Annotated in this window: 23 protein-coding genes; 5 read left to right on the forward strand and 18 right to left on the reverse strand. The window is 60.3% G+C overall.

What is annotated here, in order from left to right; translation table 11 throughout:
• Position 1: 1 nt before the first annotated feature.
• Positions 2 to 451 carry a 50S ribosomal protein L11 gene (rplK, locus tag ACR0NT_RS18615; protein ID WP_010440985.1) on the reverse strand — a complete coding sequence of 150 codons (450 nt, stop codon included), beginning with the start codon at positions 449 to 451 and terminating at the stop codon, positions 2 to 4.
• Positions 452 to 831: 380 nt separating this feature from the next.
• Here rplK and ACR0NT_RS18620 point away from each other — a divergent pair, with 380 nt between their 5' ends.
• Complete coding sequence (locus ACR0NT_RS18620) at positions 832 to 2,073, forward strand: peptidoglycan-binding domain-containing protein (RefSeq protein WP_170673264.1); 1,242 nt, start codon at positions 832 to 834, stop codon at positions 2,071 to 2,073.
• A 97-nt stretch (positions 2,074 to 2,170) separates the two neighbouring features.
• Here ACR0NT_RS18620 and nusG read toward each other — a convergent pair whose 3' ends face one another.
• The 11 genes from nusG to ccoN form a co-directional block, all read right to left on the reverse strand.
• Positions 2,171 to 2,704 (reverse strand): transcription termination/antitermination protein NusG, encoded by a 534-nt coding sequence (gene nusG / locus ACR0NT_RS18625; RefSeq protein ID WP_170385962.1) that lies wholly within the window; start codon positions 2,702 to 2,704, stop codon positions 2,171 to 2,173.
• A 199-nt stretch (positions 2,705 to 2,903) separates the two neighbouring features.
• A complete protein-coding gene (gene secE / locus ACR0NT_RS18630; protein WP_170446889.1) occupies positions 2,904 to 3,101 on the reverse strand; it encodes a preprotein translocase subunit SecE in 198 nt (65 codons plus the stop codon).
• 68 nt (positions 3,102 to 3,169) lie between these two features.
• Complete coding sequence (ccoS, locus tag ACR0NT_RS18635) at positions 3,170 to 3,328, reverse strand: cbb3-type cytochrome oxidase assembly protein CcoS (RefSeq protein ID WP_170328799.1); 159 nt, start codon at positions 3,326 to 3,328, stop codon at positions 3,170 to 3,172.
• Between the two features lie 4 nt (positions 3,329 to 3,332).
• Complete coding sequence (locus tag ACR0NT_RS18640; RefSeq protein ID WP_170673261.1) at positions 3,333 to 5,510, reverse strand: heavy metal translocating P-type ATPase; 2,178 nt, start codon at positions 5,508 to 5,510, stop codon at positions 3,333 to 3,335.
• Positions 5,511 to 5,514: 4 nt separating this feature from the next.
• Complete coding sequence (locus ACR0NT_RS18645) at positions 5,515 to 5,973, reverse strand: FixH family protein (protein WP_170673338.1); 459 nt, start codon at positions 5,971 to 5,973, stop codon at positions 5,515 to 5,517.
• 1 nt (position 5,974) lies between these two features.
• The gene (gene ccoG, locus ACR0NT_RS18650; RefSeq protein WP_170673258.1) at positions 5,975 to 7,402 is read right to left on the reverse strand and encodes a cytochrome c oxidase accessory protein CcoG; all 1,428 of its coding nucleotides are present in this window, start codon (positions 7,400 to 7,402) and stop codon (positions 5,975 to 5,977) included.
• 101 nt (positions 7,403 to 7,503) lie between these two features.
• Positions 7,504 to 8,379, reverse strand: coding sequence for a LysR family transcriptional regulator (locus ACR0NT_RS18655; protein WP_170673256.1), 876 nt, complete (start codon positions 8,377 to 8,379; stop codon positions 7,504 to 7,506).
• A 369-nt stretch (positions 8,380 to 8,748) separates the two neighbouring features.
• The gene (gene ccoP / locus ACR0NT_RS18660) at positions 8,749 to 9,612 is read right to left on the reverse strand and encodes a cytochrome-c oxidase, cbb3-type subunit III (RefSeq protein WP_170673253.1); all 864 of its coding nucleotides are present in this window, start codon (positions 9,610 to 9,612) and stop codon (positions 8,749 to 8,751) included.
• Positions 9,609 to 9,794 carry a cbb3-type cytochrome c oxidase subunit 3 gene (locus ACR0NT_RS18665; RefSeq protein WP_170328812.1) on the reverse strand — a complete coding sequence of 62 codons (186 nt, stop codon included), beginning with the start codon at positions 9,792 to 9,794 and terminating at the stop codon, positions 9,609 to 9,611. The genes ccoP and ACR0NT_RS18665 overlap by 4 nt, the downstream gene beginning before the upstream one ends.
• A 10-nt stretch (positions 9,795 to 9,804) precedes the next feature.
• Positions 9,805 to 10,533, reverse strand: coding sequence for a cytochrome-c oxidase, cbb3-type subunit II (gene ccoO, locus ACR0NT_RS18670; RefSeq protein ID WP_170446899.1), 729 nt, complete (start codon positions 10,531 to 10,533; stop codon positions 9,805 to 9,807).
• A 14-nt stretch (positions 10,534 to 10,547) separates the two neighbouring features.
• Positions 10,548 to 12,155, reverse strand: a complete 1,608-nt coding sequence (ccoN, locus tag ACR0NT_RS18675; RefSeq protein ID WP_170446901.1) for a cytochrome-c oxidase, cbb3-type subunit I — start codon at positions 12,153 to 12,155, stop codon at positions 10,548 to 10,550.
• 194 nt (positions 12,156 to 12,349) lie between these two features.
• On the opposite strand from ccoN, the gene ACR0NT_RS18680 reads away from it, so the two are divergent.
• Complete coding sequence (locus ACR0NT_RS18680) at positions 12,350 to 13,189, forward strand: universal stress protein (protein WP_170673250.1); 840 nt, start codon at positions 12,350 to 12,352, stop codon at positions 13,187 to 13,189.
• Positions 13,190 to 13,229: 40 nt separating this feature from the next.
• On the opposite strand, the gene ACR0NT_RS18685 is transcribed toward ACR0NT_RS18680, so the two are convergent.
• Positions 13,230 to 13,481, reverse strand: coding sequence for a GlsB/YeaQ/YmgE family stress response membrane protein (locus tag ACR0NT_RS18685; RefSeq protein ID WP_170673247.1), 252 nt, complete (start codon positions 13,479 to 13,481; stop codon positions 13,230 to 13,232).
• Between the two features lie 74 nt (positions 13,482 to 13,555).
• Positions 13,556 to 14,299 (reverse strand): transcriptional regulator FnrL, encoded by a 744-nt coding sequence (gene fnrL, locus ACR0NT_RS18690; protein WP_170446908.1) that lies wholly within the window; start codon positions 14,297 to 14,299, stop codon positions 13,556 to 13,558.
• A gap of 61 nt (positions 14,300 to 14,360) precedes the next feature.
• Between fnrL and hemN the strand changes: the two genes are divergently transcribed.
• The 3 genes from hemN to ACR0NT_RS18705 all read left to right on the forward strand — a co-directional run bounded on the left by hemN (position 14,361) and on the right by ACR0NT_RS18705 (position 17,982).
• Positions 14,361 to 15,716, forward strand: coding sequence for an oxygen-independent coproporphyrinogen III oxidase (gene hemN / locus ACR0NT_RS18695; RefSeq protein ID WP_170446910.1), 1,356 nt, complete (start codon positions 14,361 to 14,363; stop codon positions 15,714 to 15,716).
• Between the two features lie 176 nt (positions 15,717 to 15,892).
• Positions 15,893 to 17,821, forward strand: a complete 1,929-nt coding sequence (locus ACR0NT_RS18700) for an elongation factor G (protein WP_170673244.1) — start codon at positions 15,893 to 15,895, stop codon at positions 17,819 to 17,821.
• Positions 17,818 to 17,982 (forward strand): hypothetical protein, encoded by a 165-nt coding sequence (locus ACR0NT_RS18705; protein WP_170673241.1) that lies wholly within the window; start codon positions 17,818 to 17,820, stop codon positions 17,980 to 17,982. Before ACR0NT_RS18700 ends, ACR0NT_RS18705 begins: the two co-directional genes overlap by 4 nt.
• A gap of 94 nt (positions 17,983 to 18,076) precedes the next feature.
• Here ACR0NT_RS18705 and ACR0NT_RS18710 read toward each other — a convergent pair whose 3' ends face one another.
• The 4 genes from ACR0NT_RS18710 to ACR0NT_RS18725 are packed head-to-tail and all read right to left on the reverse strand — an operon-like array spanning position 18,077 to position 23,757.
• A complete protein-coding gene (locus ACR0NT_RS18710; protein ID WP_170673236.1) occupies positions 18,077 to 19,654 on the reverse strand; it encodes an ABC transporter ATP-binding protein in 1,578 nt (525 codons plus the stop codon).
• A complete protein-coding gene (locus ACR0NT_RS18715) occupies positions 19,651 to 20,757 on the reverse strand; it encodes an ABC transporter permease (RefSeq protein WP_170446916.1) in 1,107 nt (368 codons plus the stop codon). The genes ACR0NT_RS18710 and ACR0NT_RS18715 overlap by 4 nt, the downstream gene beginning before the upstream one ends.
• Positions 20,758 to 21,843 carry a microcin C ABC transporter permease YejB gene (locus ACR0NT_RS18720; protein WP_170446918.1) on the reverse strand — a complete coding sequence of 362 codons (1,086 nt, stop codon included), beginning with the start codon at positions 21,841 to 21,843 and terminating at the stop codon, positions 20,758 to 20,760. It lies immediately after the preceding gene.
• Positions 21,844 to 21,852: 9 nt separating this feature from the next.
• On the reverse strand, positions 21,853 to 23,757 hold the full coding sequence (locus tag ACR0NT_RS18725) for an extracellular solute-binding protein (RefSeq protein ID WP_170446920.1): 1,905 nt from the start codon (positions 23,755 to 23,757) through the stop codon (positions 21,853 to 21,855).
• Positions 23,758 to 23,804 lie beyond the last annotated feature (47 nt).

The raw sequence follows: 23,804 nt of genomic DNA on the forward strand, positions 1-23,804 counted from the left end.
CTTACTTCACCTCGATGCCCATGGAGCGGGCCGAGCCCAGGATGATCTGCATTGCGCCTTCGACGTCGTTGGCGTTCAGATCTTTCATTTTGGCTTCGGCGATTTCGCGAACCTGCTTCGAGGTCACGGTGGCCACGGTCTCACGACCGGGGTTTTCCGCGCCACGGGGACGGTTACGCTTGCCGACCGGCTTCAGACCAGCTGCTTTTTTCAGGTAATAAGACGCGGGCGGCGTCTTGATGTCCATGGTGAAGGACTTGTCCTGATAGTAGGTGATCACGGTCGGGCACGGAGCGCCGGGCTCCATGTCTGCGGTCTTGGCGTTGAACGCCTTGCAGAATTCCATGATGTTGATGCCGCGCTGACCCAGCGCCGGACCAACTGGCGGCGACGGGTTTGCCTGACCTGCAGGAACCTGCAGCTTCATTGTACCAGCAAGCTTCTTGGCCATTTGGTTTTCCTTTCAACGTAGGTGGAACGCGTCCCACCCGGTTTATGTTGCGTGGTCCGATCCGGGATCGCGATCCCTGCAACCTCCCACGAGAGAATCTCGCCCGAAGACGATAGAGGCGGCGTTTACAGGGGAATGTAGGGGTTGGCAAGGGGACGAGCGTTCCGCTTTGAGTTTTCGAATCGGCACCGATGACAAATCGCCAAGCCTCGGGATACCGCGCGCGTTTCCCGGTTGCGCCAATGGCCCCTAACCCTTCGAAAAAACACCCAAATCCAGCAGGCGCCGATGTGTTGAGCACGTCTTTGTCATTGCCTCACATCAAGACCCGCGCCTGTGGTATAGTCATAAAAAATAGGTGTTTTTAGTGGAGGTTTATTATGATCTTTCGATTAATCGCAACGTTTGCCATTGCATTCTCTTTTGCAGGGACCGCGCCGCAAATCGTGCGGGCTGACGCAGGCGAAATCCTGGGCGGCGCTGTCGTCGGCGGCGTCATCGGGTACGCAATAGGCAAGGATCAGCAAAGAAAGCAGCAAGCCAGAACGACCACAAGGTCCTCACCGACCTACCGGTCGGGTATTCCGTCGACCTCGCAGGGCGCGCAGACACAGACGGCGCTCAACTACTTTGGCTACAATGCCGGACGGGTCGATGGTCAGGTCGGACGCGGCACGCGCACAGCGATCGAACGGTATCAGGCCTCCATGGGTTATCCTGTGAATGGCTATGATTTCCAACCCTATCAGCGCGACTTCCTTATGCAGGCCTACTATTGGGGAACCAGCGGCGGTCAGGCCTCAACTCAACTCTCGGGTCAGCCATTGCTGATGGCCTACCGCCAGCAGGTACATACCGGTTCTGCGCTGGCAGCCGCTCCTCAGGTACAGGCAACGCCCACACCGGTTGTGACCGCGCCTGCGCCTGCGCCAGCACCCGCGCCGGCACCCGAGGCGACCGCGACTGAAACAACCACCGCCAGCCTGCCGAGCCTGTTTTCCGGTGGTACCGGGGGTCCTTCCCTCGCCAATCGCTGCAGCGGAGTAATGCTTCAGACATCAACAAATGGCGGCTACACGACTCTGTCAAACATGTCCGATCCTGATTTTGCACTTAGCGAACAGTTCTGCCTTGCCCGTAGCTATGCGATGTCGCGCGGAGAAGATTTGATGCAGGGCATCCAGGGTCTGACCCCGGATCAGGTCGCCGCTCAGTGCGACTCGTTTGGTGACATGTTGGCGCCGCAGGTTGTTTCGCTGTCTCTCAGTTCAAAAAATGAGGCGGAAACTCAAATGCGCAAACTTGCGTTGGATTCCGGGCTTAGCCCCGAGGATCTCGCCGCAACAAGCAAGGTTTGTCTGGCTATAGGCTACCGCGAGGACAACATGGATGCCGCCGTTGGCTCGGCGCTGATGTTGGTTGCAATGGGCGAACCCGCCTACGGAGAACTGATTGGCCACCATCTACGCGAAGGTTTCGGCGTACAGAAACGCCGCGACCTTGCCATGCAGTGGTATGATGCAAGCCTGTCGGCGCTGGACGCGGGATCTCAGGCCGTCTTCTTGCCCTCTCAGACCGACCGCCCGCAACTCTTGCGCGCTGCCATGGTCCAGACGCAATAAGTCGGCCATACTGCGCCGCTTGTGATTGCGGCTAAAAACAAAAAAAAGCCGCGATGCGTTCTGCATCGCGGCTTTTCAAATTCCTGAAGCGGCTTGCTCAGCCCTGCTTGGTCACCTGGGTAAAGTCCAGTTCGACCGGCGTTTCCCGACCAAAAATCGAAACCGAGACCTTCAGCTTCTGGTTCTCGTCGTCCACGCCTTCGACCATGCCATCGAAATCTTCGAACGGGCCATCGTTGACCTTGACCTTCTCGCCGACCTCGAACGAGATCATCAGCTTGGGCGCTTCTTCACCTTCCTGAACGCGGTTGAGGATCTGGTTCACCTCGGCGTCGCGCATCGGCATCGGGCGGCCTTGCGGGCCCAGGAAACCGGTGACGCGGTTGATCGAGTTCACAAGGTGATAGCCCTGATCCGACATCTCCATATGCACCAGCACGTAGCCGGGCATGAAGCGGCGTTCGGTTGTGACCTTCTTGCCCCGGCGCACTTCGATCACCTCTTCGGTGGGCACCAGAACCTCGTCGATATCGTCCTCAAGGCCCTGCTCGGCCACGGACGTGCGGATCTGCTCTGCGATCTTCTTTTCGAAATTCGAAAGAACGCTGACCGAGTACCACCGTTTCGCCATGAACCTGTCGTCCTTGTTTACTTTCGGTGCGTTCGGATCGCCGTAGGCACCGTCATTGAATTTCCATCGCATCACCCGGAATAAAAAGCGGCGCACAGCCCGAATCGCCGCACGCCCATTCCGAATAATACCGCGTCACCTACTCTGACATCGCGCGAGGCGCAAGGGGGCAGTGGCGTTTCCGCCCGCCCGAGGCGGTTTAGCCGAACACACCCAGGATCGCCTGAAGCCCACCGCGAATGGCCAGATCGACCAGCGCAAAGAACACGGCCGTCAGCGCCGCCATGATGAACACCATGACCGTGGTCAGCAGAACTTCGCGCCGGGTCGGCCAGACGACCTTTGCGACTTCGGCACGGACTTGCTGAATGAACTGGATCGGATTCATAGTTGCCATTTGGCTTGGTTCTCTCTGCTAGCGGATGGGCCGGACATAACCGGGCATTGCGGCAATTTCAAGGGCCGTCAGGGCCTGGGCTTGTCGTCCCATTCATCGCTGAGGATACGGCGCGCGTCCCCTTCGGGATCGTCATACTGGTTCGACCGCACCGTATAGATGAACGCCACCAGGCCAACCCCGCCCAAAAGCAGGGAAATCGGTATCAGATAGGCCAGAACTTCCATCGGTTTACCTCAGACGCAGGGCGTTCAGGGACACGGTGATGGACGAGGTCGACATCGCCAGCGCCGCAATCAGCGGCGTGGCCAGGCCAACCACGGCCAGCGGAACCGCGATGATATTATACACGGTGGCGATGCGGAAGTTTTCACGAATCCGTTTGGTCGCCTTCACGGCGGTATCGCAGGCATCCGCGATCGGGGCAAGATCATTGCCCAGCAGCACGATGTCCGACGCCACCCGCGCCGCGTCCAGCGCCGAGGCCGGAGAGATCGACACATGCGCCGCTGCCAGCGCCGCCGTGTCATTCAGCCCATCGCCGACCATCAGGACGTGACGGCCCTGATCACTCAGCTCCTGCACGCGGGCCGCCTTGTCCTGCGGCAGGGCCTGCGCGACCCAATTGTCGATTCCCAGTTTTTCGGCCAAAGCCTGCACTGCGCCCTGCGTGTCACCGGAAATCAGGATGACATCCCTGCCCGCATCGCGCAGGGCCTGAACCGCCTCAGCCGCGCCGGGGCGCAGGCTGTCCGTGAACAGGAAGGTTGCGGGGGCTTGTCCACCAACAGACAGCCAGGCCGCCGTCTGATTGCCCTCTTCCGCGCCGGTCCATGCGGCGCGCCCCAGGCGCACCCGCTGGCCGCGCCAGTTGCCCTCGGTGCCATAACCCGGCACCTCGGTGACGTCTTTGAGGGTAGCCGGCTTGATCCCGGCGTCCCGCGTCGCTTTGGTCAGAGCCACCGACAACGGATGCGAGGACGCTTCGGCCAATGCCAGAGCAATCTCAAGATCCGCGCGGGAATGATCGCCCAGATTGGTCAGCTCGGGCGTGCCCGAGGTCAGCGTGCCAGTTTTGTCGAAAACAACTGTATCGACCTCGGCCAGACGCTCCAACGCAGTGGCGTGCTTGATCAGCATCCCCTTGCGGAACAGCCGCCCCGAGGCCGCCGTGGTCACCGCAGGCACCGCCAGACCAAGCGCACAGGGGCAGGTGATGATCAAAACGGCGGCAGCGATGTTCAGCGCGGTGCGGATATCGCCGGAATAGATATACCAACCCAGAAAGCTGAGCGCCGACAGGATGTGCACGCCAGGCGCATAAAGCTTGGCCGCCTTGTCCGCCAGCGAGGTGTAGCGCGACCGCCCGGATTCAGCGATGGCGACCAGATCGGCCATACGGTGCAGCGAGGTATCCTCGCCCACCGCTGTCGCCCGGATGGTCAGGGGGCCGGTCAGGTTGACCTCACCAGCGCTGACGCTCAGGCCTGCTTCGGCGAAAACCGGCAGAGTTTCACCCGTCAGCAAAGAGCGATCCAGTTCGGATTGGCCCGAGACGATTTCGCCATCCACCGGCATTCGGCCACCGGGCCGGACAAGGATCAGGTCGCCGACGGCCAGAGTAGCCACGGCGACCTCTTCTTCGGCCCCATCGACCAGCTTGATGGCGCGGGGCACCTCAAGCGCGGTTAACTCCTCGGCCGCGGACCGGGCGGCGGCGCGGGTGCGATAATCCAGATAGCGACCCGCCAGCAGGAAGAAGGTCAGCGTCAGCGCCGCGTCGAAATAGGCGTGCTCACCGCTGAGTGCGGTTTCCCACAGCGATGTCACCAGCGCCAGCACGATGGCCAGCACAATCGGCACGTCCATGTTCAGACGGCGTACGCGCAAGGCGCTCCAGGCGTTGGCAAAGAAGGGCTGCGCGGAAAAGGCAATCGCGGGCAGCGCAATCGCCGCCGAAATCCAGTGGAACATGTCGCGCGTGGCGTCCGAGGCCCCCGACCAGACCGACACCGACAACAGCATCACGTTCATCGAGGCAAACCCGGCGACAGCCAGCCGCATCAGCAGATCGCGGCCTGCCTTGTCCGCCTGCGTGGCCGACAGGGCGCCGGGGTCCAGCTCATGCGCTTCAAAACCCGCATTCTCCAGCACCGGGATCAGGTCGGCAGCGCGCAGATCGGGCGCCGCTTTGACCATCGCGCGTTTGAGCGTCAGGTTCACCCGCGCGTCTTCCACGCCGGGATGGCCGTTCAGCTCACGTTCCACCGTAGCGATACAGGCCGAGCAATGAATGCCCGGCAGCGACAGCGCGATCTGCACATCCTGCGGAATGGGTCGCGCCGGTTCCGCCGGGCTGGCAATGCAACCCGGACAGGCCGCGGTGCCGGATGTAAACTGCGCCGTCATCCGGTCACCCCTTCACATACAGCGGCACACGCTGCGCGAACTCGGCACCCGAACTGTCCTTGGCCACCAGACGGATGTTCCAGTTGCCCTTGCCCAAAGCCGCCGGGGCTGCATAGGCCTGACCGTCAAAGGTGAAATCGGGCGCGAAATCCTCTTTCACATGGGTGGCGCGTCCGACGACGGCCTGCAATTCGGTCACTTTGACCGGGGCGCCGGTCTTGTCGGTGATGTGCAGGATCAGCAACCCGCCGGACATTTCGGCGCGGATGGTCCAACCCAGCGCCTGCTGTTCCTGCAGGCGCTCGTTGAACTCCTGACTGGCGACATACGAGTTCTTCACCTCAAGCCCCGGAAAGGTCTTCACCGCGCTATAAGCCAACACGAGGTTGACGGCGATGATCACGCCAAAAGCGGCAACGAACACCGCCAGGGCGTGCTTTCCGGTGAACTGACGCTCGGCCATCTTAGTTTCCTCGTCCATTGAACGTGGTGTCCTTATAGGCGCGCTCACCGCTTTCCACATCCTCGACCCAGATGCGCACAGGCGTAGAGGCCGCAGCCGCAGGTCCGGTGCCTTTTGCCGAAATGATGTAAACGCGGGTCAATTGTGCCGTATCCGCTGTGACATTAACAGTGCTGCCCTCGATCCCTTCGATTTGCAGCTGCAGCGCCGGATCACCGGCCAGCGTCAGCTCGAACGGCCGATCCTCACCATGTTTGTTGCGCAGGCGCACGTCATAGGTGTTGCGGATGGTGCCGTCGGACAGGGTCACAAAGGTCGGGTTGCGCACCGGTGCTACAGTCAGATCGATATCCGAGCGGATGAACAACGCAAACAGCAGGCCAAAGCCGACCGCCGCCCACATCGCCGTATACATGATGGTCCGCGGCCGCAGGATGTGTTTCCAGACATTCTTGGGCGGCTCGCCCGCGCGTTCACGGGTTTCATCGCTGAGCGCCATATAATCGATCAGGCCGCGCGGCTTGCCGATCTTGGCCATCATGTCATCGCAGGCGTCGATGCACAGCGCGCAGGTGATGCATTCCAGCTGCTGGCCATCGCGGATGTCGATGCCCACCGGGCAGACATTCACGCAGGCCATGCAGTCGATGCAGTCGCCCAACTCGGAATCCGCTGTCCGCTTGCCCTTGCCGCGCGGCTCACCGCGCCATTCGCGGTAGCCGACGACCAGAGTGTCCTCGTCCATCATCGCAGCCTGAATACGCGGCCAGGGGCAGGCATAAATGCAAATCTGCTCGCGCGCGAAGCCACCGAACAGAAAGGTCGTGCCGGTCAGGATCAGAACGGTTGTATAGGCAACCGGGTGGGCATTGCCTGTCACCAGATCACGCAGCAATGTCGGTGCGTCAGCAAAATAGAACACCCATGCGCCACCGGTGGCCACGCCGATCAACAACCACACGGTCCACTTGGTCAGACGCAGCCGGGCCTTGCGGAAATCCAGTTTCTCCTGCCGGTGCAGGCGCAGGCGGGCGTTGCGGTCGCCCTCGATCCAGCGTTCGACCAGAATGTAAAGGTCGGTCCACACGGTCTGCGGGCAGGCATAGCCGCACCACACACGCCCCAGCGCCGAGGTGAACAAGAACAGCCCGAGGCCCGCCATGATCAGCAGGCCCGCGACGAAATAGAACTCGTGCGGCCATATCTCGATCCAGAAGAAATAGAATCGCCGGTTCGCAAGATCCAGCAGCACCGCCTGATCCGGCAGGCTGGGGCCGCGGTCCCACCTGATCCACGGCGTCAGATAATAAATCCCTAGCGTAACCGCGAGGATGATCCATTTCAGGTTTCGAAAAGGACCGGACACGCGCCGGGGATAGATGGGCTCCCTAGCGACGTATAGGCTGGGGGCGGGGTCGGAATCGCTCACGAGCTGGCTCCAGATGTGGCTGTTTTTTAGGCATCTTGTCCCAAATCACAACGCGTCCCACTTTGACATGGGTCAAAAGCGCATCGCACAGACACCTTTTGTCACATGCGACCGGATTGCCGCCTGAGCCATCCCACAAAAACCTTGACCGCGGGCCGCAGCGGCGTGTCACCGGTGACGATATGATAACCCCGTTCACCCGGTTCGCAAAACAGCTCGACAAGGCGGCCCGTTTTTATGTCGGGTTCGACGAAATGCCGCGCGGTGACGGTCACCCCCTGCCCGGCCCGCAGCCCTTCGAGCACCAGATTGCCCGGCAACACGATACGACCGGCACGGGGGCCGTGTTCGACACCCTGCCGGGCCAGCCACGAGGTCGCCTCGGTGGTTCCAAGCTCTTCAAGCCAGGGCAGCTGGCTCAGCTCGTCCGGGGTCATAGACACCCTGCCGTGCAGCAGAGACGGCGCGGCGACAATCACGATCGGGCTTTGCAGCAACAGTTCTGATGCCAGTCCGGGCCAGTTCCCGTCCCCATACCGGATCGCCACATCCACCCCACCCGGGCGTAGACTGACCAGATCAGGCGACGGATCCAGCACCAGAGGGATACCGGGATGGTCGAGTTGAAAAGCAGGCAGGCGCGGCATCAGCCACGAGGCCGCAAAAGACGCGGTCAGCGAAATGTGAACCGGGCGATCTTCGGTCAGGTGCATCAGGTCGGCCACGGCATCGCCGATGGCGCCGAAACCAAGATGCAGGGCACGGGCCAGCTTCTCGCCCGCGGGGGTCAGGGTCATGGACTTTCCGCTTCGGTCCAGCAGCGCGGCGGCAAGATGCTTCTCCAACGCGCGCAATTGCTGGCTGATGGCAGCATGGCTGACATTCAGCAGCGCGCCCGCTTGCACTACATTCCCTGTTTCCGCAAAGGCATGAAAGGCCCTGAGTGACGCAAGGGAAGGCATCCGCAACCAATCCATATGTAAATCCCGCTTACACGTTTGATTTCCAATTGAGTCGCATTTTCACACCCGCAGATCAATCCTGAACCCAATTGCAACCAGACTTAGGAGAGATCAGATGCTGTCTGTTTTTGCCAGAACCTTCATGGTCGCCACCCAAACCGAGACGCGTCACAAACCGAAACAGCGGCTGCGCGATGATCCCTGGTGGAAAGTAAGCTTGCGCGTCACAGGTTCGGGCCCAAGATAACGGGTCCTCTGGACCGGGTCGGGGCGGAACACTAGTTTGGGGTTGTAGCACCGGCTGTTCAGGAAACGCGCGAACAGATGGAACAGCCGGTGCCTCAACCTTCGGGCGGCAAGCCGTCCGAAGGTATTCTTTAAACCTTACTGACCACCACCAAGCTGGTGGACATAGGCAGTGACAGCGCGGATTTGCGCGTCGGTCAGACGGTTTTCCCAGGCAGGCATCACACCAAAGCGGCTGTAGGTCACCGTTTCGGTCAGAGCCTCCTGGCTGCCGCCATAGAGCCAGATGGCGTCGGTCAGGTTCGGCGCGCCCTGGAAGACATCGCCTTTGCCATCTTCGCCGTGACAGGCCGCACAGTTGTCTTCAAAGACAACCTTGCCCGCCTGCGCCGCCGCATCGTCGGTCTGCGCATTGGTCAGCGACATGACGTACTGAACCACCTGCGTGATCTCTTCGCCTTCGAGAATCTCGCCAAAAGCCGGCATCTCGGAATAGCGCGCATCGTCGCTTTCCTCGTTCCGGATGCCGTGGGCGATGGTGAACTCGATATCTTCGAGCGTACCGCCCCACAGCCAGGCGTCATCCAGCAGGTTCGGGAAGCCGGTCGCGCCCTGCGCACCCGAGCCGTGGCACTGCGCGCACCAAGTCCGGAACACAGCGCCGCCAGCGTTCACCGCATATTGCTGCAGTTCGGCATCGGTCGAGATCTGCTCCAGCGGTGTTTCAACCAGCTTGGCATTCCAGGGGGCGTTCGCCTCTTCGAAGGAAACCATTTCCTCCTGCACTTCCCCGCGCGAGGACCAGCCGGTCACACCAGCCGTTGCCGACTGAACCAGAGGCCATGCGGGGTACATGATCGTATAGATCACGCCCCAGATGATGGTGACGTAGAAGGTCCACAGCCACCAGCGGGGCATCGGGTTGTCGAACTCTTCCAAGCCATCCCAGCTATGTCCGGTTGTCTTAGGATCGCCCGGCAGTTTTTCAGGTGTCTTGCTCATTGCCGCGCCTCCTCGGATGTGGCGGGTTTGTCTTGATGCCGGAACGGGATGTTGGCGGTGTCCTTATATTCCTTGCTGGCACCGGGGCGGAAAACCCAGATGACGATGCCGACAAAGAAGGCAAACAACAGCAGCAGCATCCAGCTATCCGCGAATTGCCTCAGGAGTGTATATTCTTCCATCACACCCTCCTTAGCGGTTCGCGTCCGGGGTAAAGGTCGAGAAGTCGACCAGCGTACCCAGCATCTGCAGATAGGCCACCAGCGCGTCCGCTTCGGTCAGTTCAGCCTGACCGTCGAAGTTGCGCACGCTGACCTTGTCACCATAGCGTTCCAGCAGCCCGTCATAGTCGCTGTCCGGATCGGCCTGCGCACGGAAGTCCGCCTGGGCATTTGCCAGCATCTCTTCGGTATAGGGCGTGCCGACAAGGGCGTTTGCCTTCATGATGTCACCGATATACTTGCCGTCCAGCTTGCGGTGCTCGAGGAAGCCGTATTTCGGCATCACCGATTCCGGCACAACCGACTGCGGGTCACGCAGGTGGTCCACATGCCACTGGTCCGAGTAACGGCCACCCACACGTGCCAGGTCAGGCCCGGTCCGTTTGGAGCCCCACTGGAACGGATGGTCATACATCGACTCAGCCGCCAGCGAGTAGTGGCCATAGCGTTCAACCTCGTCCCGCATGGGGCGGATCATCTGGCTGTGGCAGACATAGCAGCCTTCGCGGATGTAGATCTCGCGCCCCGCCATTTCGAGAGGGGTGTAAGGGCGCATGCCCTCCACCTTCTCGATGGTGTTCTCAAGGTAGAACAGCGGGGTGATCTGAACCAGGCCACCGATGGTCACGACCAGAAAGCTGAAGATCAGCAGGAGGGTCGCGTTGGTCTCGAGGATCTTATGTTTGTCGAGAATTGCCATTGCTCCGGCCCTCCTTATTCAGCCGGGACCGCGACGGTCAGGCTGGCCTCTTTGGCCGGTGCCTTCCGCACAGTCATCCACAGGTTGTAGCACATGATCACAGCGCCGGCGACGAACATCACGCCACCCAGAGCACGCACCACATACATCGGGAACTTGGCCGCCACGGTATCGGCGAACGAGTTCACCAGGAAGCCGTTGGCATCCACTTCACGCCACATCAGGCCTTCCATGATACCGGTCACCCACATCGACGCGGCGTAGAGCACGATGCCGATAGTGGCGAGCCAGAAGTGCCAGCTGACCATCTGCAGCGAGTACAGACGCTCACGCTTCCACAGGACAGGCACCAGGAAGTACAGCGCACCAAAGGTGATCATGCCGTTCCAGCCCAACGCGCCCGAGTGCACGTGACCAATGGTCCAGTCGGTGTAGTGGCTGAGCGAGTTCACAGCACGGATCGACATCATCGGACCTTCAAAGGTGGACATGCCGTAAAAGCCGACCGAGATCACCATCATCCGGATCACCGGGTCGGTGCGCAGCTTGTCCCATGCGCCCGACAGGGTCATCAGACCGTTGATCATACCGCCCCACGAAGGCATCCACAGCACGACCGAGAACACCATGCCCAGCGTCGAGGCCCAGTCAGGCAGCGCGGTATAGTGCAGGTGGTGCGGACCGGCCCAGATATACAGGAAGATCAGCGCCCAGAAGTGGATGATCGACAGCTTGTACGAGAACACCGGGCGCTCGGCCTGTTTCGGGATGAAATAGTACATCATGCCCAGGAAGCCCGCAGTCAGGAAGAAGCCCACGGCGTTGTGGCCGTACCACCACTGGATCATGGCGTCTTGCACGCCCGACCAGACGATTACGGATTTCGAACCCCAGATGCTGACCGGGATGGTCATGTTGTTGACCAGGTGCAGCATCGCAACGGTGACGATAAACGCCAGATAGAACCAGTTGGCCACATAGATGTGCGGTTCTTTCCGCTTGACCACGGTGCCCAGGAACACGGCCAGATAGGCCACCCAGACAATGGTCAGCCACAGGTCAACATACCATTCAGGCTCGGCGTATTCCTTCGACTGGGTTCCGCCCAGAACATAACCGGTTGCGGCCAGCACGATGAACAGCTGGTAGCCCCAGAACACGAACCACGCCAGATTGCCGCCCCACAGGCGCGCGGCGCTGGTGCGTTGCACAACATAGAACGAGGTTGCGATCAGCGCGTTGCCGCCAAATGCGAAAATCACCGCCGAGGTGTGCAGCGGGCGCAAACGGCCAAAGTTCATGTAACCCTGCGCCCATTCGAAGTTCAGCACCGGAAAGGCCAGCTGGAACGCAATAAAGGTTCCCGCCAGGAACCCGACCACGCCCCAAAAGGCGGTTGCGATCACGCCGTAGCGGATGACCCCATCCATGTATTCGCCCGAGCGATCCACGAGAATATCTGGCTCATCGGTATTTCTAAGCGTCCAGATGAACAAACCAACGGCGATCACCATCACCAGAATTGCGTGCACCTGATACGCCAAATCGCGTGCATAGTTGGTTCCGATCGCCGCGAATATCGCGATCAGACCAAGCACGATCAGCTTGATGTAATTTGACATATTGCGTCCCTTTGCCATGCCCCACGCGATTCTTTATATGCCGCAGGGCTTATTTGACTGGCTGCTGTTTTGTCGGACAGAGGCCAGAACTGCTTTGATCTGTGTCAAGACAATAGCCCGATTTCTGTGACAATCGTAATTTGGCGGCTGGGTCATCAGGCCGCAGCAAGACGCTCTGCAGGCACGAGGTCAAAATGGCGTATAAATCTCTTCTCACCGTCATGACGGACACAAGCCCGAGCGATCCGGCCCTGGCCCAGATGGCGGCGCTGGCATCCGCACAGGACGCCCATATCGAGGCGCTGTGTCTGGGCGTCGACCGCAGCCAGACAGGGTATTACTACGCGGGTGCCAACGCGCTGATTCTTCAGGAAACGCTAACCCGCGCCAATGCCGAAGCCGAGGAAATCCTGACTTACGCCAAAACCTATCTGGGCAAGACCGATACCCGCTGGTCCGCCGAAAGCGGGGTGGCGCAGATTTCGGATATCGGCCGCCACGTCGCCCATCGCGCGCGGTTCTCTGACCTTGTCATCCTGCCGCAACCCTACGGAGAGGATCGCGGTGCCGAGGCCGAACCCATCGTCGAAGCAGCGATGTTCGAAGGTCACGCGCCGGTTCTGATCACGCCACAGAACGCCGCGCCCTTCGCGCGGCCCGGCACGATCCTGATCGGCTGGAACGAAAGCGTCGAGGCCATGCGCGCCATTCGCCGCGCCATTCCCTTCCTGATCGAAGCCGATCTGGTGCGCATCGTCGTCATCGATCCGCCGCGCCACGGCCCGGATCGGTCGGACCCCGGGGGAATGCTGTCACAGATGCTGGCCCGCCACGGCGTAAAATGCGAGATCGACGTGCTGAGCAAAACCATGACACGCGTGTCGGACATCCTGAACCGGCACGCCGCAGACACCGAAGCGGACATGATCGTGATGGGCGCCTACGGCCATTCACGATTCCGCGAAGCCATTCTGGGTGGTGCGACGCGGAACATGCTGGAACAATCCACGGTACCGGTATTCCTGACCCACTAGGCCAAATAGGATCGCAAAAGCTGCCCCTCGGGGGCGGTTTTTACTTTTTCACCAGCCCGATCAGGAACAGCAGGATCACTGCGCCGACCGTCGCGAAGAAGATGGAGGAGAAGACGCCGCCTCCGACAGCAAAACCCAGTGCCGGAAAGATCAATCCGGCAAGAAACGCTCCGACGACACCGACGATGATATTGCCGATCAGACCAAAACCGCGGCCTTCCATGATCTTGCCCGACAGCCACCCGGCGATTGCGCCGATGAACAGCATCGCCAGAATGCTACTGAATTCCATGCTTCGCTCCTGAGGATTGCGCCACTCAGGCCCAGTTAATCACGGCGCGCAGCCTCAGTCACGCCGCAAGCGTGTCAGACCAGAAACCCGCCATCCGAGTCGTCGCCGGCCTCTTCCATCAGGCGGCCCATGTCGGGGATCGTGACGTGGCGCTTGCCTTCCAGCAAAATCACCTGATCCTTTTTCAGGGCCGAAATCTGCCGGCTGACCGTTTCCAGCGTCAGGCCGAGGTAATCCGCCATCGCCTCGCGGGTCAGGGGCAGGTCGAATATGATCGGGCCGGTATTACCTTTTTTGCTGATCGAGGCATCGCGGCGGGCGATGATCGACAACAGGCTGGCAATTTTCTCACGCGCGGTCTTGCGCCCAAGCACCAGCATCCATTCACGGGCGGCGTCCAACTCGTCCAGTGTCATCTGCAGCAACCGGTGCGCGATGTGCGGAGTGGAGTTCATTAATTCTTCGAAAGGTTTTTTGCGAAAGCAGCACATGACCAGATCAGTAGTTGCCTGAACGTCATAAGGCGCAGAATCACGTCCCGGCCGACCAACGAAATCACTGGGCAGCAAGAGGCCGACCATTTGTGTCCGGCCATCCTCCATCGTCTGGGTCAGCGAGGCGATCCCCGACACGACCGAGCCGACAAAGTTCATCTGATCCCCGGACCAGATAATCGTCTGACCGGCTTCGAAACTGCGGTAATACTTAATATCTTCAAGCTCTTCCAGCTCGTTCGCATCACAATGCGCGCACACTGCGCGATGCCGGATGGGGCAGTCTCCACAGTTCGTATGGTCGATCTTGAATATCGGTGTCATGCGCGTTTCCACTTGATCTCGGTCAATGCAACTAGGCGGCCCGTCCCCTAAACGTACCGCCATGATAGTGAAACCTCAATTGGCAAAGCTTGGACTATTTGACGCGAAAGTCCCGCGTTATACAAGCTACCCCACCGCCCCCCACTTCAGCAATGATGTGGGGTCAAGTCTTTATAGCAACTGGATTTCCGGCCTCAAGCCCGGAAGTTCCGTATCGCTGTATATCCATGTCCCCTTCTGCCGCAGGCTGTGCTGGTTCTGCGCGTGCCGCACGCAGGGCACGCAGACGGACAATCCGGTCATCGCCTATGTCGACGTGCTGAAGGCCGAGCTGGACCTGCTGGCCGAGCGTCTGCCCGAAGGGATCACCCTGTCGCGTCTGCATTGGGGCGGCGGCACGCCGACCCTGCTGAACCCGGATCTTATGCGCGATCTGGCAGCGCGGATTCTGGACGTGGTGCCGCTGGGACCGAACGCCGAGTTTTCGGTCGAGATCGATCCGAACGAGATCGACGAAGGCCGTCTGGACGCGCTGGCCGAGGCCGGTATGAACCGCGCCTCGATCGGGGTGCAGGATTTCGACGATGAGATTCAAAAGACCATCGGACGCATCCAAAGCTATGACACCACCCGCGAAGCGGTGGACATGATCCGTGCCCGCGGGATCAACAGCCTGAATGCCGACATCCTGTATGGCCTGCCCCATCAAACCAAGACCCGCATGACGGAGAGCGTACAGAAACTGCTGTCGCTCAGCCCGGACCGGGTGGCGCTTTATGGCTATGCGCATGTCCCGTGGATGGCCAAGCGGCAACAGCTGATTCCCTCGGACGCCCTGCCCACCCCCGAAGAGCGGCTGGACCTGTTCGACACCGCCCGCCGCCTGTTCATGTGGGACAATTATGCCGAAATCGGCATCGACCACTTTGCCACGCAGGACGACGGCCTGACCCATGCACTGAAAGCCGGACGGCTGAAGCGGAACTTCCAGGGCTATACCGACGATCAGGCCGAGGTTCTGATCGGCGTCGGTGCCAGCTCGATCTCGCGCTTCCCGCAGGGCTATGCGCAGAACGCGCCCGCAACGTCTGCTCATACCAAGGCGATCCGCGAAGGGCGGTTCTCGACCTCGCGCGGGCACCTGTTCAAAGGGCAGGACATCTTGCGTTCGCGGCTGATCGAGGCACTGATGTGCGACTTCCAGATCGACAGCGCCGAGATTCTGCGCGACCACGACATCACAGCCGCCGAGTTGCAGCGCATGTATCAGGATGCCAACAGCGCCTTTGACGGGTTGCTGCGCATCACCGAGGACGGGCTGTTCATCCCGCCCGAGGCGCGCCCGCTGACCCGCATGATCGCGCGCAGCTTTGACGCCTATGATCTGAGCAAAGCCGGCCACAGCTCAGCAATCTGACCCGTCAAGAGGTCAGGGCTTGACGCGGCGGGTCGGTTTTTCACACACTTGCAGGGCGGGCGAACGTCTCGCCCGCACCTGGGGCAGGCCGAGTAACAGACAATTGCGCCGACGCATTCGCGTGAGGCTACCTTTTTCGTGCAGTCGATCTGCAATTTGAAAGAGGGACAGCACCTATGCGCGTTTTCACCGTCCTCGGCCCCAGCCAATCGGGCAAAACAACCCTGGTCGAGGCCATCAGCCGCCTCGACGACCGGCCCACAACATTCGACGTTTCCGGAACCGTGCATTTGCACGGTTTTTCTTACTTGGACGAGCCCTGGTGCGCGATCGACGTGGATGGCGGCGGCGACAATCTGGCTTATGTCGGCCCGGCCATGGCAATCTCGGACGCCGCCGTGGTGGTCGTCCCGCCAGACCCGAACGCGGCCGTCCTGTGCGCCCCCTACCTTCGGCTGGTCGAAGAGGCGGGCATTCCCTGTTTCCTGTTCATCAACCGCATGGATCATCCCAATGGCCGCATCCGGGACATTATCGCGGCGTTGCAGACCTATTGCACCCACCACATCGCCCTGCGCCAGGTGCCGATCCGCGAGGGAGACACGATCATCGGCGCGGTCGATCTGATCTCGGAACGGGCGTGGAAATACCAGGAGGGGCAGCCCTCAGCCCTGATCGAACTGCCGCAATCGGTTGAGGACCGCGAACAGGAGGCCCGCACCGAGTTGCTGGAAACCCTGTCGGATTTCGACGACCATCTGTTGGAACAACTGATCGAGGACAAGCAGCCCCCCAGCGACGAGGTCTATGACCTGGCCGCGCAGGTGCTGCAAAACCACCAGCTGATCCCGGCCTGTCTGGGCGCGGCCAGCCATGGCAACGGCCTGACCCGCCTGATGAAGGCGTTGCGTCATGAGGCACCCGAGTTCGATATCGCCGCCAACCGCGACGAGGCCGCCGAGAACGCCCGCGCCATTGCCGGGTTTGCAGATGTGAAGAAACATATCGGCAAGATCGTCGTGCTGCGCGGATTGGGTGATGGCGTCAAAGCGCATGAGAATCTGGGCGGTGAAACCGTCGGCAACCTGACCACGCTGGACGCCAAGACGCAGATCGCGGACCTGCCTGCCGGGCAAATCGGGCTGGCGGTCAAATCCGACCACCTGAACCCCGGCAACCTCTATGACAGTACCGAGGCGGCACCGCTGCCGGAATGGGCCTCGTCCCATCCCATTGCCTTCCGCCAAATCGTGTCCCCAGCGCATGAACGCGACGATGTGCGCCTGTCGAACGCCCTGACCCGTCTAGTCGAGATCGACCCCGGCCTGCATCTGGAACAGGACGAACTGAGCGGCCACGCCATTCTGGGCTCGCAAGGGCCGCAGCACATGCGGCGCGTCACCGCCAAGCTGGCCGAGGATTTTGGCATCGAAATCGCGGCCGAACAGGTCGAAACCGCCTATCGCGAAACCATCCGTGCACCCGTCGAACATCGCCACCGTCACCGCAAGCAATCCGGTGGCGCTGGGCAGTTTGCCGATGTGGTGATCTCGGTCGCGCCGATGCCACGCGGGGCGGGTTTCCAGTTCGAAGAGATCGTCAAAGGCGGCGCGGTGCCCAAGAACTATATCCCGTCGGTCGAACACGGCGCCAAGGACGCGCTGGCGCAAGGGCCTGAAGGTTTCCCGGTGGTCGATGTGAAGGTCACGCTCAGCGATGGCAAGCATCACAATGTAGACAGTTCGGATTACGCCTTCCGGACTGCGGGCAAGAACGCCGTGCGCGAGGCCTTGCCACAGGCCAAACCTGTGGTCCTGCAACCGATTCTGAATGCCGAGATTCACCTGCCCTCGGATTTCGTCGGCGATCTGGTTCCAACCATCAGCTCACTGCAGGGTCAGGTTCTGGGCTTTGAAGGCAATCCCAACGCCTCGGGCTGGGAGATTTTCAACGCCCAGCTTCCCGCCGTGGCCGAGGATGAGTTGCACCGCACCCTCGCCAGTGCCACGCGCGGCACCGGCTGGGTCAAGCTGAGCTTTGATCACTATGAAGAACTGCGCGGGCCGGTGCCGAAATCGGCCGCAAAGGAGAAAGCCAGCGCTTGAGCAAATTTGCTTTGCCCAACAAGCTTGAGGAGGTCGAAGGCGCCAAACGCGCCATCGCCTCTGCCTTTACACCTCTAGAGTTTGGTTTTGAACCACTCCCAAGAGGTTTTGCCAAACAACACCACAAAAATTGCGACGCAGAGACCTATTTGAGCCTTTAGGGAATCCCAGAATTCTTCGCTTGTGAACGCAACTAAGCAAGAGACGCCAATAAAGAACGCCTTCCCAATGTAGTCATTTCCTTGCTCCCTCATGCTACCCGGCCGCCGCAATCAACTCGCGGGTGTAGTCTGTCTGGGCGTTTTCGAACAAGTCCTCGGCCGTGCCCATTTCGACAACATCCCCATTCCGCATGACGATCACCTTGTGGGACATGGCGCGCACGACCTTGAGGTCATGGCTGATGAACAGATAGGCCAACCCGTATTTCCGCTGCAGATCACGCAGCAGGTCGACGATCTGCACCTGAACCGTCATGTCCAACGCGCTGGTGGGTTCGTCCAGCACCAGCAATTTGGGCCGCAGCACCATGGCGCGCGCGATGGCGATGCGCTGGCGCTGCCCGCCCGAAAACTCATGCGGGTAGCGGTCCATCGCCGCCGGGTCGAGGCCCACTTCGGTCATCACCTCGGCGACCAGTTCACGCGGGGCACGGTGTGGGTCGACCTTGTGGATCGCCAGCCCCTCGGCGATGATCTGCTGGCAGGTCATCCGCGGGCTGAGGCTGCCGAACGGGTCCTGAAACACGATCTGCATATCCTTGCGCAGCCGCCGCAGCTGTCGCGTGGACCAGCGGCGCACGTCCTGATCGCGGAAGGTGATCCCGCCCTCGGACGCGATCAGCCGCATGATCGCCAGCGCCAGCGTGGTCTTGCCCGAGCCGCTTTCGCCGACAATACCCAATGTCTCGCCCGCGCGGACGTTCAGCGTGGCGTCGTTGACCGCCTTCACATAGCCCACGGTTCGTTTCAGGAACCCGCGCTGGATCGGGAACCAGACCTTCAGGTGGTTTGTCCGGGCGACCTCTTCGGCATCCTGAGCGACCGGATCGGGATGGCCCGAGGGCTCGGCGCCAAGTAGTTTGCGCGTATAGGGATGCTGCGGGTTGTCGAAAATCTCAGAGGTCACACCGGTCTCGACGATCTCGCCATCCTTCATCACACAGACCCGATCGGCGATGCGGCGCACGATACCAAGGTCGTGTGTGATGAACAGCATCCCCATATTCTCGGATTTCTGCAGTTCAGCCAGCAATTCAAGAATCTGCGCCTGAATGGTGACGTCCAGCGCCGTTGTCGGCTCATCCGCGATCAGGATGTCCGGCTTGTTGGCCAACGCCATGGCGATCATCACCCGCTGCCTCTGCCCACCAGAAAGCTGGTGCGGGTAGCTGTCCAGCCGTTCCTGCGGGTCACGGATGCCGACTTTGGTCAGCAGTTCCACAATCCGGTCCCGCGCCGCATCACCGGTCAGCCCTTGGTGCAGCGCAAGCGATTCCGCCATCTGTTTCTGGATCGTGTGCAGCGGGTTCAGCGAGGTCATCGGCTCCTGAAAGATGAAACTGATATCGTTGCCGCGCACATCCATCAGCTTATCCTGCGAGGCGCCGATCATCTCGTCGCCATCGTATTTGACCGAACCCTCGACAATGGCGCTTTCGCCCAGCAAGGAAACGGTGGACAGGGCGGTGACGGACTTGCCCGAACCGGATTCGCCCACCAAAGCCACGGTTTCCCCGCGATCCACGGTGAAGGACACGCCTTTGACCGCCGCGCTGATCTGTCCGTCCTGCCGGAACGAGACCTTGAGGTTGTTCACTTCCACCAGGCTCATGAGAAGGTCTTTCTGGGATCAAACGCGTCGCGCACGCCCTCAAAAATGAAGACCAGCAGCGACAGCATGATGGCAAAGGTGAAGAACGCGGTGAAGGCCAGCCACGGTGCCTGCAGGTTCTGTTTCGCCTGCAAGGTCAGCTCGCCCAGCGACGGGGCCGAGGATGGCAGGCCAAAGCCGAGGAAGTCCAATGAGGCCAGACCTGCGATGGTGCCGGTCACGATGAACGGCATGAAGGTCAGCGTCGCCACCATCGCGTTGGGCAGCATGTGGCGGAACATGATGGTCATGTTGCCCACGCCCAGCGCCCGCGCGGCCCGCACATATTCAAGGTTCCGCGCCCGCAGGAATTCAGCCCGCACAACGCCGACCAATCCGGTCCAGCTGAACAGGATCATCAACGCCACCAGCAGCCAGAAACTGCGCCCCAGAATGGCGAACATGATGATGATCACATAAAGCGACGGCGTGGCCGACCAGATTTCGATGATGCGTTGGAACACGAGGTCCAGCCAGCCGCCGAAAAAGCCCTGAATGGCCCCGGCGAAGATGCCTACGATACTGGCCGCCCCCGTGACCATCAGCGTGAACAGGATCGACAGGCGGAAACCATAGATCACCCGCGCCAGCACATCGCGTTTGGTGTCATCCGTACCCAGCAGGTTCTGCCTGTTGGGCGGCAGAGGCGCAGCCCCGGGGCGATCGACACTGGTGTTGAAGGAATAGGGGATCAGCGGCCAGATCGCCCAGCCGCGTTCGAACCCATCGGCTTGATAAGTCCCGGCCTTGATCTCATCAATGATGCCTTCGGGGTCATCAAAACAGTCTTCGATTCCGCCGCTGTCGATCAGGCACTGCACCTCGGGGTCGCGATAGATCGCTTCGGTCTGGAAATCGCCGCCGAACTCGGTTTCCGGGTAGAAATTGAAGATCGGCGTGTAGAACTCACCCCGGTATTTCACCAGAATTGGTTTGTCATTGGCGATGAACTCGGCGAACAACGAAAGGCCGAACAGCACAGAAAATATGATCAGCGACCAGAACGCCCGGCCATTGCGGCGGAAGTTGCGCCAGCGGCGCTGGTTGAGTGGGGAAAGTGCCATTTACCCCTCCCGCTTTTCGAAATCGATGCGCGGGTCGACCAGCACATACATCAGGTCGCTGATGATACCGACGACAAGGCTCATCAGGCCGAAGATAAACAGCGTCCCGAAAATCACCGGGTAATCCCGCGCCACGGCGGCCTCGAACCCCAGACGGCCCAGACCGTCCAGCGAGAAGATGGTTTCGATGATGATCGAGCCGCTGAAAAACACCCCAATGAACACGGCCGGGAAGCCCGCAATGACGATCAGCATGGCGTTGCGGAAGACATGGCCGTACAGCACCTTACCCTCGCTCAAACCCTTGGCGCGGGCGGTCATGACGTATTGCTTTTTGATCTCATCCAGAAACGAGTTCTTGGTCAGCAGCGTGAGCGTCGCAAAGGCGGAAATCGTCAGGGCAATGACCGGCAGAGTGATGTGCCAGAAATAGTCGGCGATTTTGCCGAACAGGCTGAGGCTGTCCCAATTGTCCGAGGTCAGCCCCCTCAGCGGGAAAATCTGCCAGTAAGACCCACCGGCAAACAGCACCAGCAGAAGGATCGCGAAAAGGAAACCGGGGATGGCATAAGCCACGATGATCATACCGCTGGTCCAGGTGTCGAACCGCGATCCGTCCTTGACCGCCTTGCGAATGCCCAAGGGGATCGACACCAGATAGGCAATCAGCGTCGACCACAGGCCCAGAGAAATCGACACCGGCATCTTTTCCAGCACCAGATCAATCACGCTGATCGAGCGGAAATAGCTCTCACCAAAGTCCAGCGTCAGATAGTTGCCCATCATATCAAGGAACCGCTCGACCGGAGGTTTGTCGAAGCCGAACTCTTTCTCAAGCTCTTCGATAAATTCCGGCGGCAGGCCGCGTGCACCAACATAGCGGTCATTGACGCCGCCGGTCTGTTGCTCGATATCACTGCCGCCTCCGGCAATGCCTTCGAACACGTCACCACCGCCCTCCATCTGGGCGATGATCTGTTCAATCGGGCCGCCGGGGACGAACTGAACCAGCGTGAAGTTGACGATCATGATCCCAAGCAGGGTTGGAATGACCAGCAACAGGCGTCTTAGAATATATGCTCCCATGAGGGCGGATTACCTCAACGCGCCCGAGGACTTCAACTCGGCTTCTTTCTCGGCGTTGATCCACCACAGGTCCTGGACGCCTAAGTCATAGGGCGGCAGGTTTTCCGGATATTCGTACATGTTCCAATAAGCCACCCAGTATTTGCCCAGATACCATGTCGGCACCATGATCCGCTTGGCGCGCAGCACACGGTCCAGCGCGCGGACATTGGCAAAAAGCTCCTCGCTTTCGGTTGCGGCCACGATGTTGTCAATCAGCGGTTCGATGTCGGGGCCATGCGCGCCCGATGGGTTGAACACGGAATACGAGGCCGCCTCGGTCCCGAATTGCTGATAGAGGCCGGTCGAAGGCTGCAGCGACGTGGGATAGCCGCCAACGATCATGTCAAAATCCCGGTCCCTGCGGCGCAGGGTGAATTGGGCGTTGTCGACGCGGTTGTACTTCGCATCCACACCCAAGGCGCGCAGGTTGTCGACGAATGGCTGAATAATCCGGTCCAAGGTCGGTTGATCCGACAGGAACTCGATCGACAGCACCTGGCCATTTGCGTTGCGGCGGATGCCGTCGTCACCAACCAGCCAACCGGCCTCATCCAACAGTTTCATCGCCGCGCGCAGGTTGCGGCGGTCATTCGGACGGGCCGGGCGGGATTCATGCGCCGTGACCGGTTCCTCGGTCAGAACCGCCGGGTCCACCGCGTCGCCAAGGGATTGCAACACCTCAAGCTCGCGCCCTTCGGGCAGGCCAGTGGCTTCAAGATGCGTGCCTTCCCAGAATGAATGCCGTTGTTGGAACAGCCCGTATTGCAGGCTTTCATTGGTCCATTCGAAGTTATAGGCAAGCTGAACCGCCTCGCGCACACGGGGGTCCTGAAACTGCGGGCGGTCGAGGTTCATGACAAATCCGGTCGCAGAGGGAACGTTCCCATCCTCCAACTCGGCCCGGACAATCGAGCCATTCGCAATCGCCGGGAAATCATAAGCGGTCGCCCAGCTTTTCGAGTTGTTTTCCTGCCGCAGCGTGAATGTTCCGGCCTTGAACCCTTCCATCGCGGCAATCGAGTCGCTGAAATACTCGATGCGGATGGCGTCATAGTTGTTGCGGCCCACGTTTACGTTGACGTGATCGCCCCAATAGTCCGGATTGCGCTTGTAAATAATGCGCCGGTTGATGTCATAGCTGTCCAGCACATACGGGGCAGATCCGATTCCCTGAACCAAACGAGGCTCGTCCAACCGCCTGTTCTCGGGATCCGCCTCGAACCATGCCTTCGAGTAGACCGGAACGTTCCCCGCAACCGAGATCAAGGAACGTCTCGGGATATCCGGCGCAAAGTAGAATTTGACCCTGTGCTCGCTCAGCGCTTCGACGCGGGGGATACGTTTGCGCACTGCATCGGCATAGGACTTAAGCCCTTGCTCCAGCAGAAGGTTATGCGAAAACGCCACATCCTCAGCCGTCACAGGAGTACCGTCAGAGAACCGCGCCTCGGGCCGTATGTTGAAGATGACCCATTCCTGGCTTTCCGGATACTCCAGACTTTCTGCCAGCAGGCCGTAATACGATGCGGGCTCGTCATAAGACGGAATCATCAAGGATTCGTATTGGTCCGCCGACCGTGCACCTGCACGCCCCTTTCGCGTGAACGGGTTGAAGCTGTCGAAGGTACCCTGCGCGGCATAGGACAGCTCTCCGCCCCGCGGAGCGTTCGGGTTCACATAATCGAAATGGGCAAAGCCTTCGGGGTATTTCAGGTCGCCGAATTCGGAAAAACCGTGGCTTTTGATGTTTTTTTCTTCGGCAAACAGTTGAGTTGCCGCCAACAGAACCAGAAACAACCCCAGCATTGACGTATAAGCCCAACCCCTGAAATCCAATGCGCGCGCCTGAACGGATACTCTGTTGGATCTCATCTTGCTCATCCCCTGCTTGGCCTCTGCCATTAATCTTATGCGTGCCA

This window comes from Ruegeria sp. AB10, from assembly GCF_056542745.1.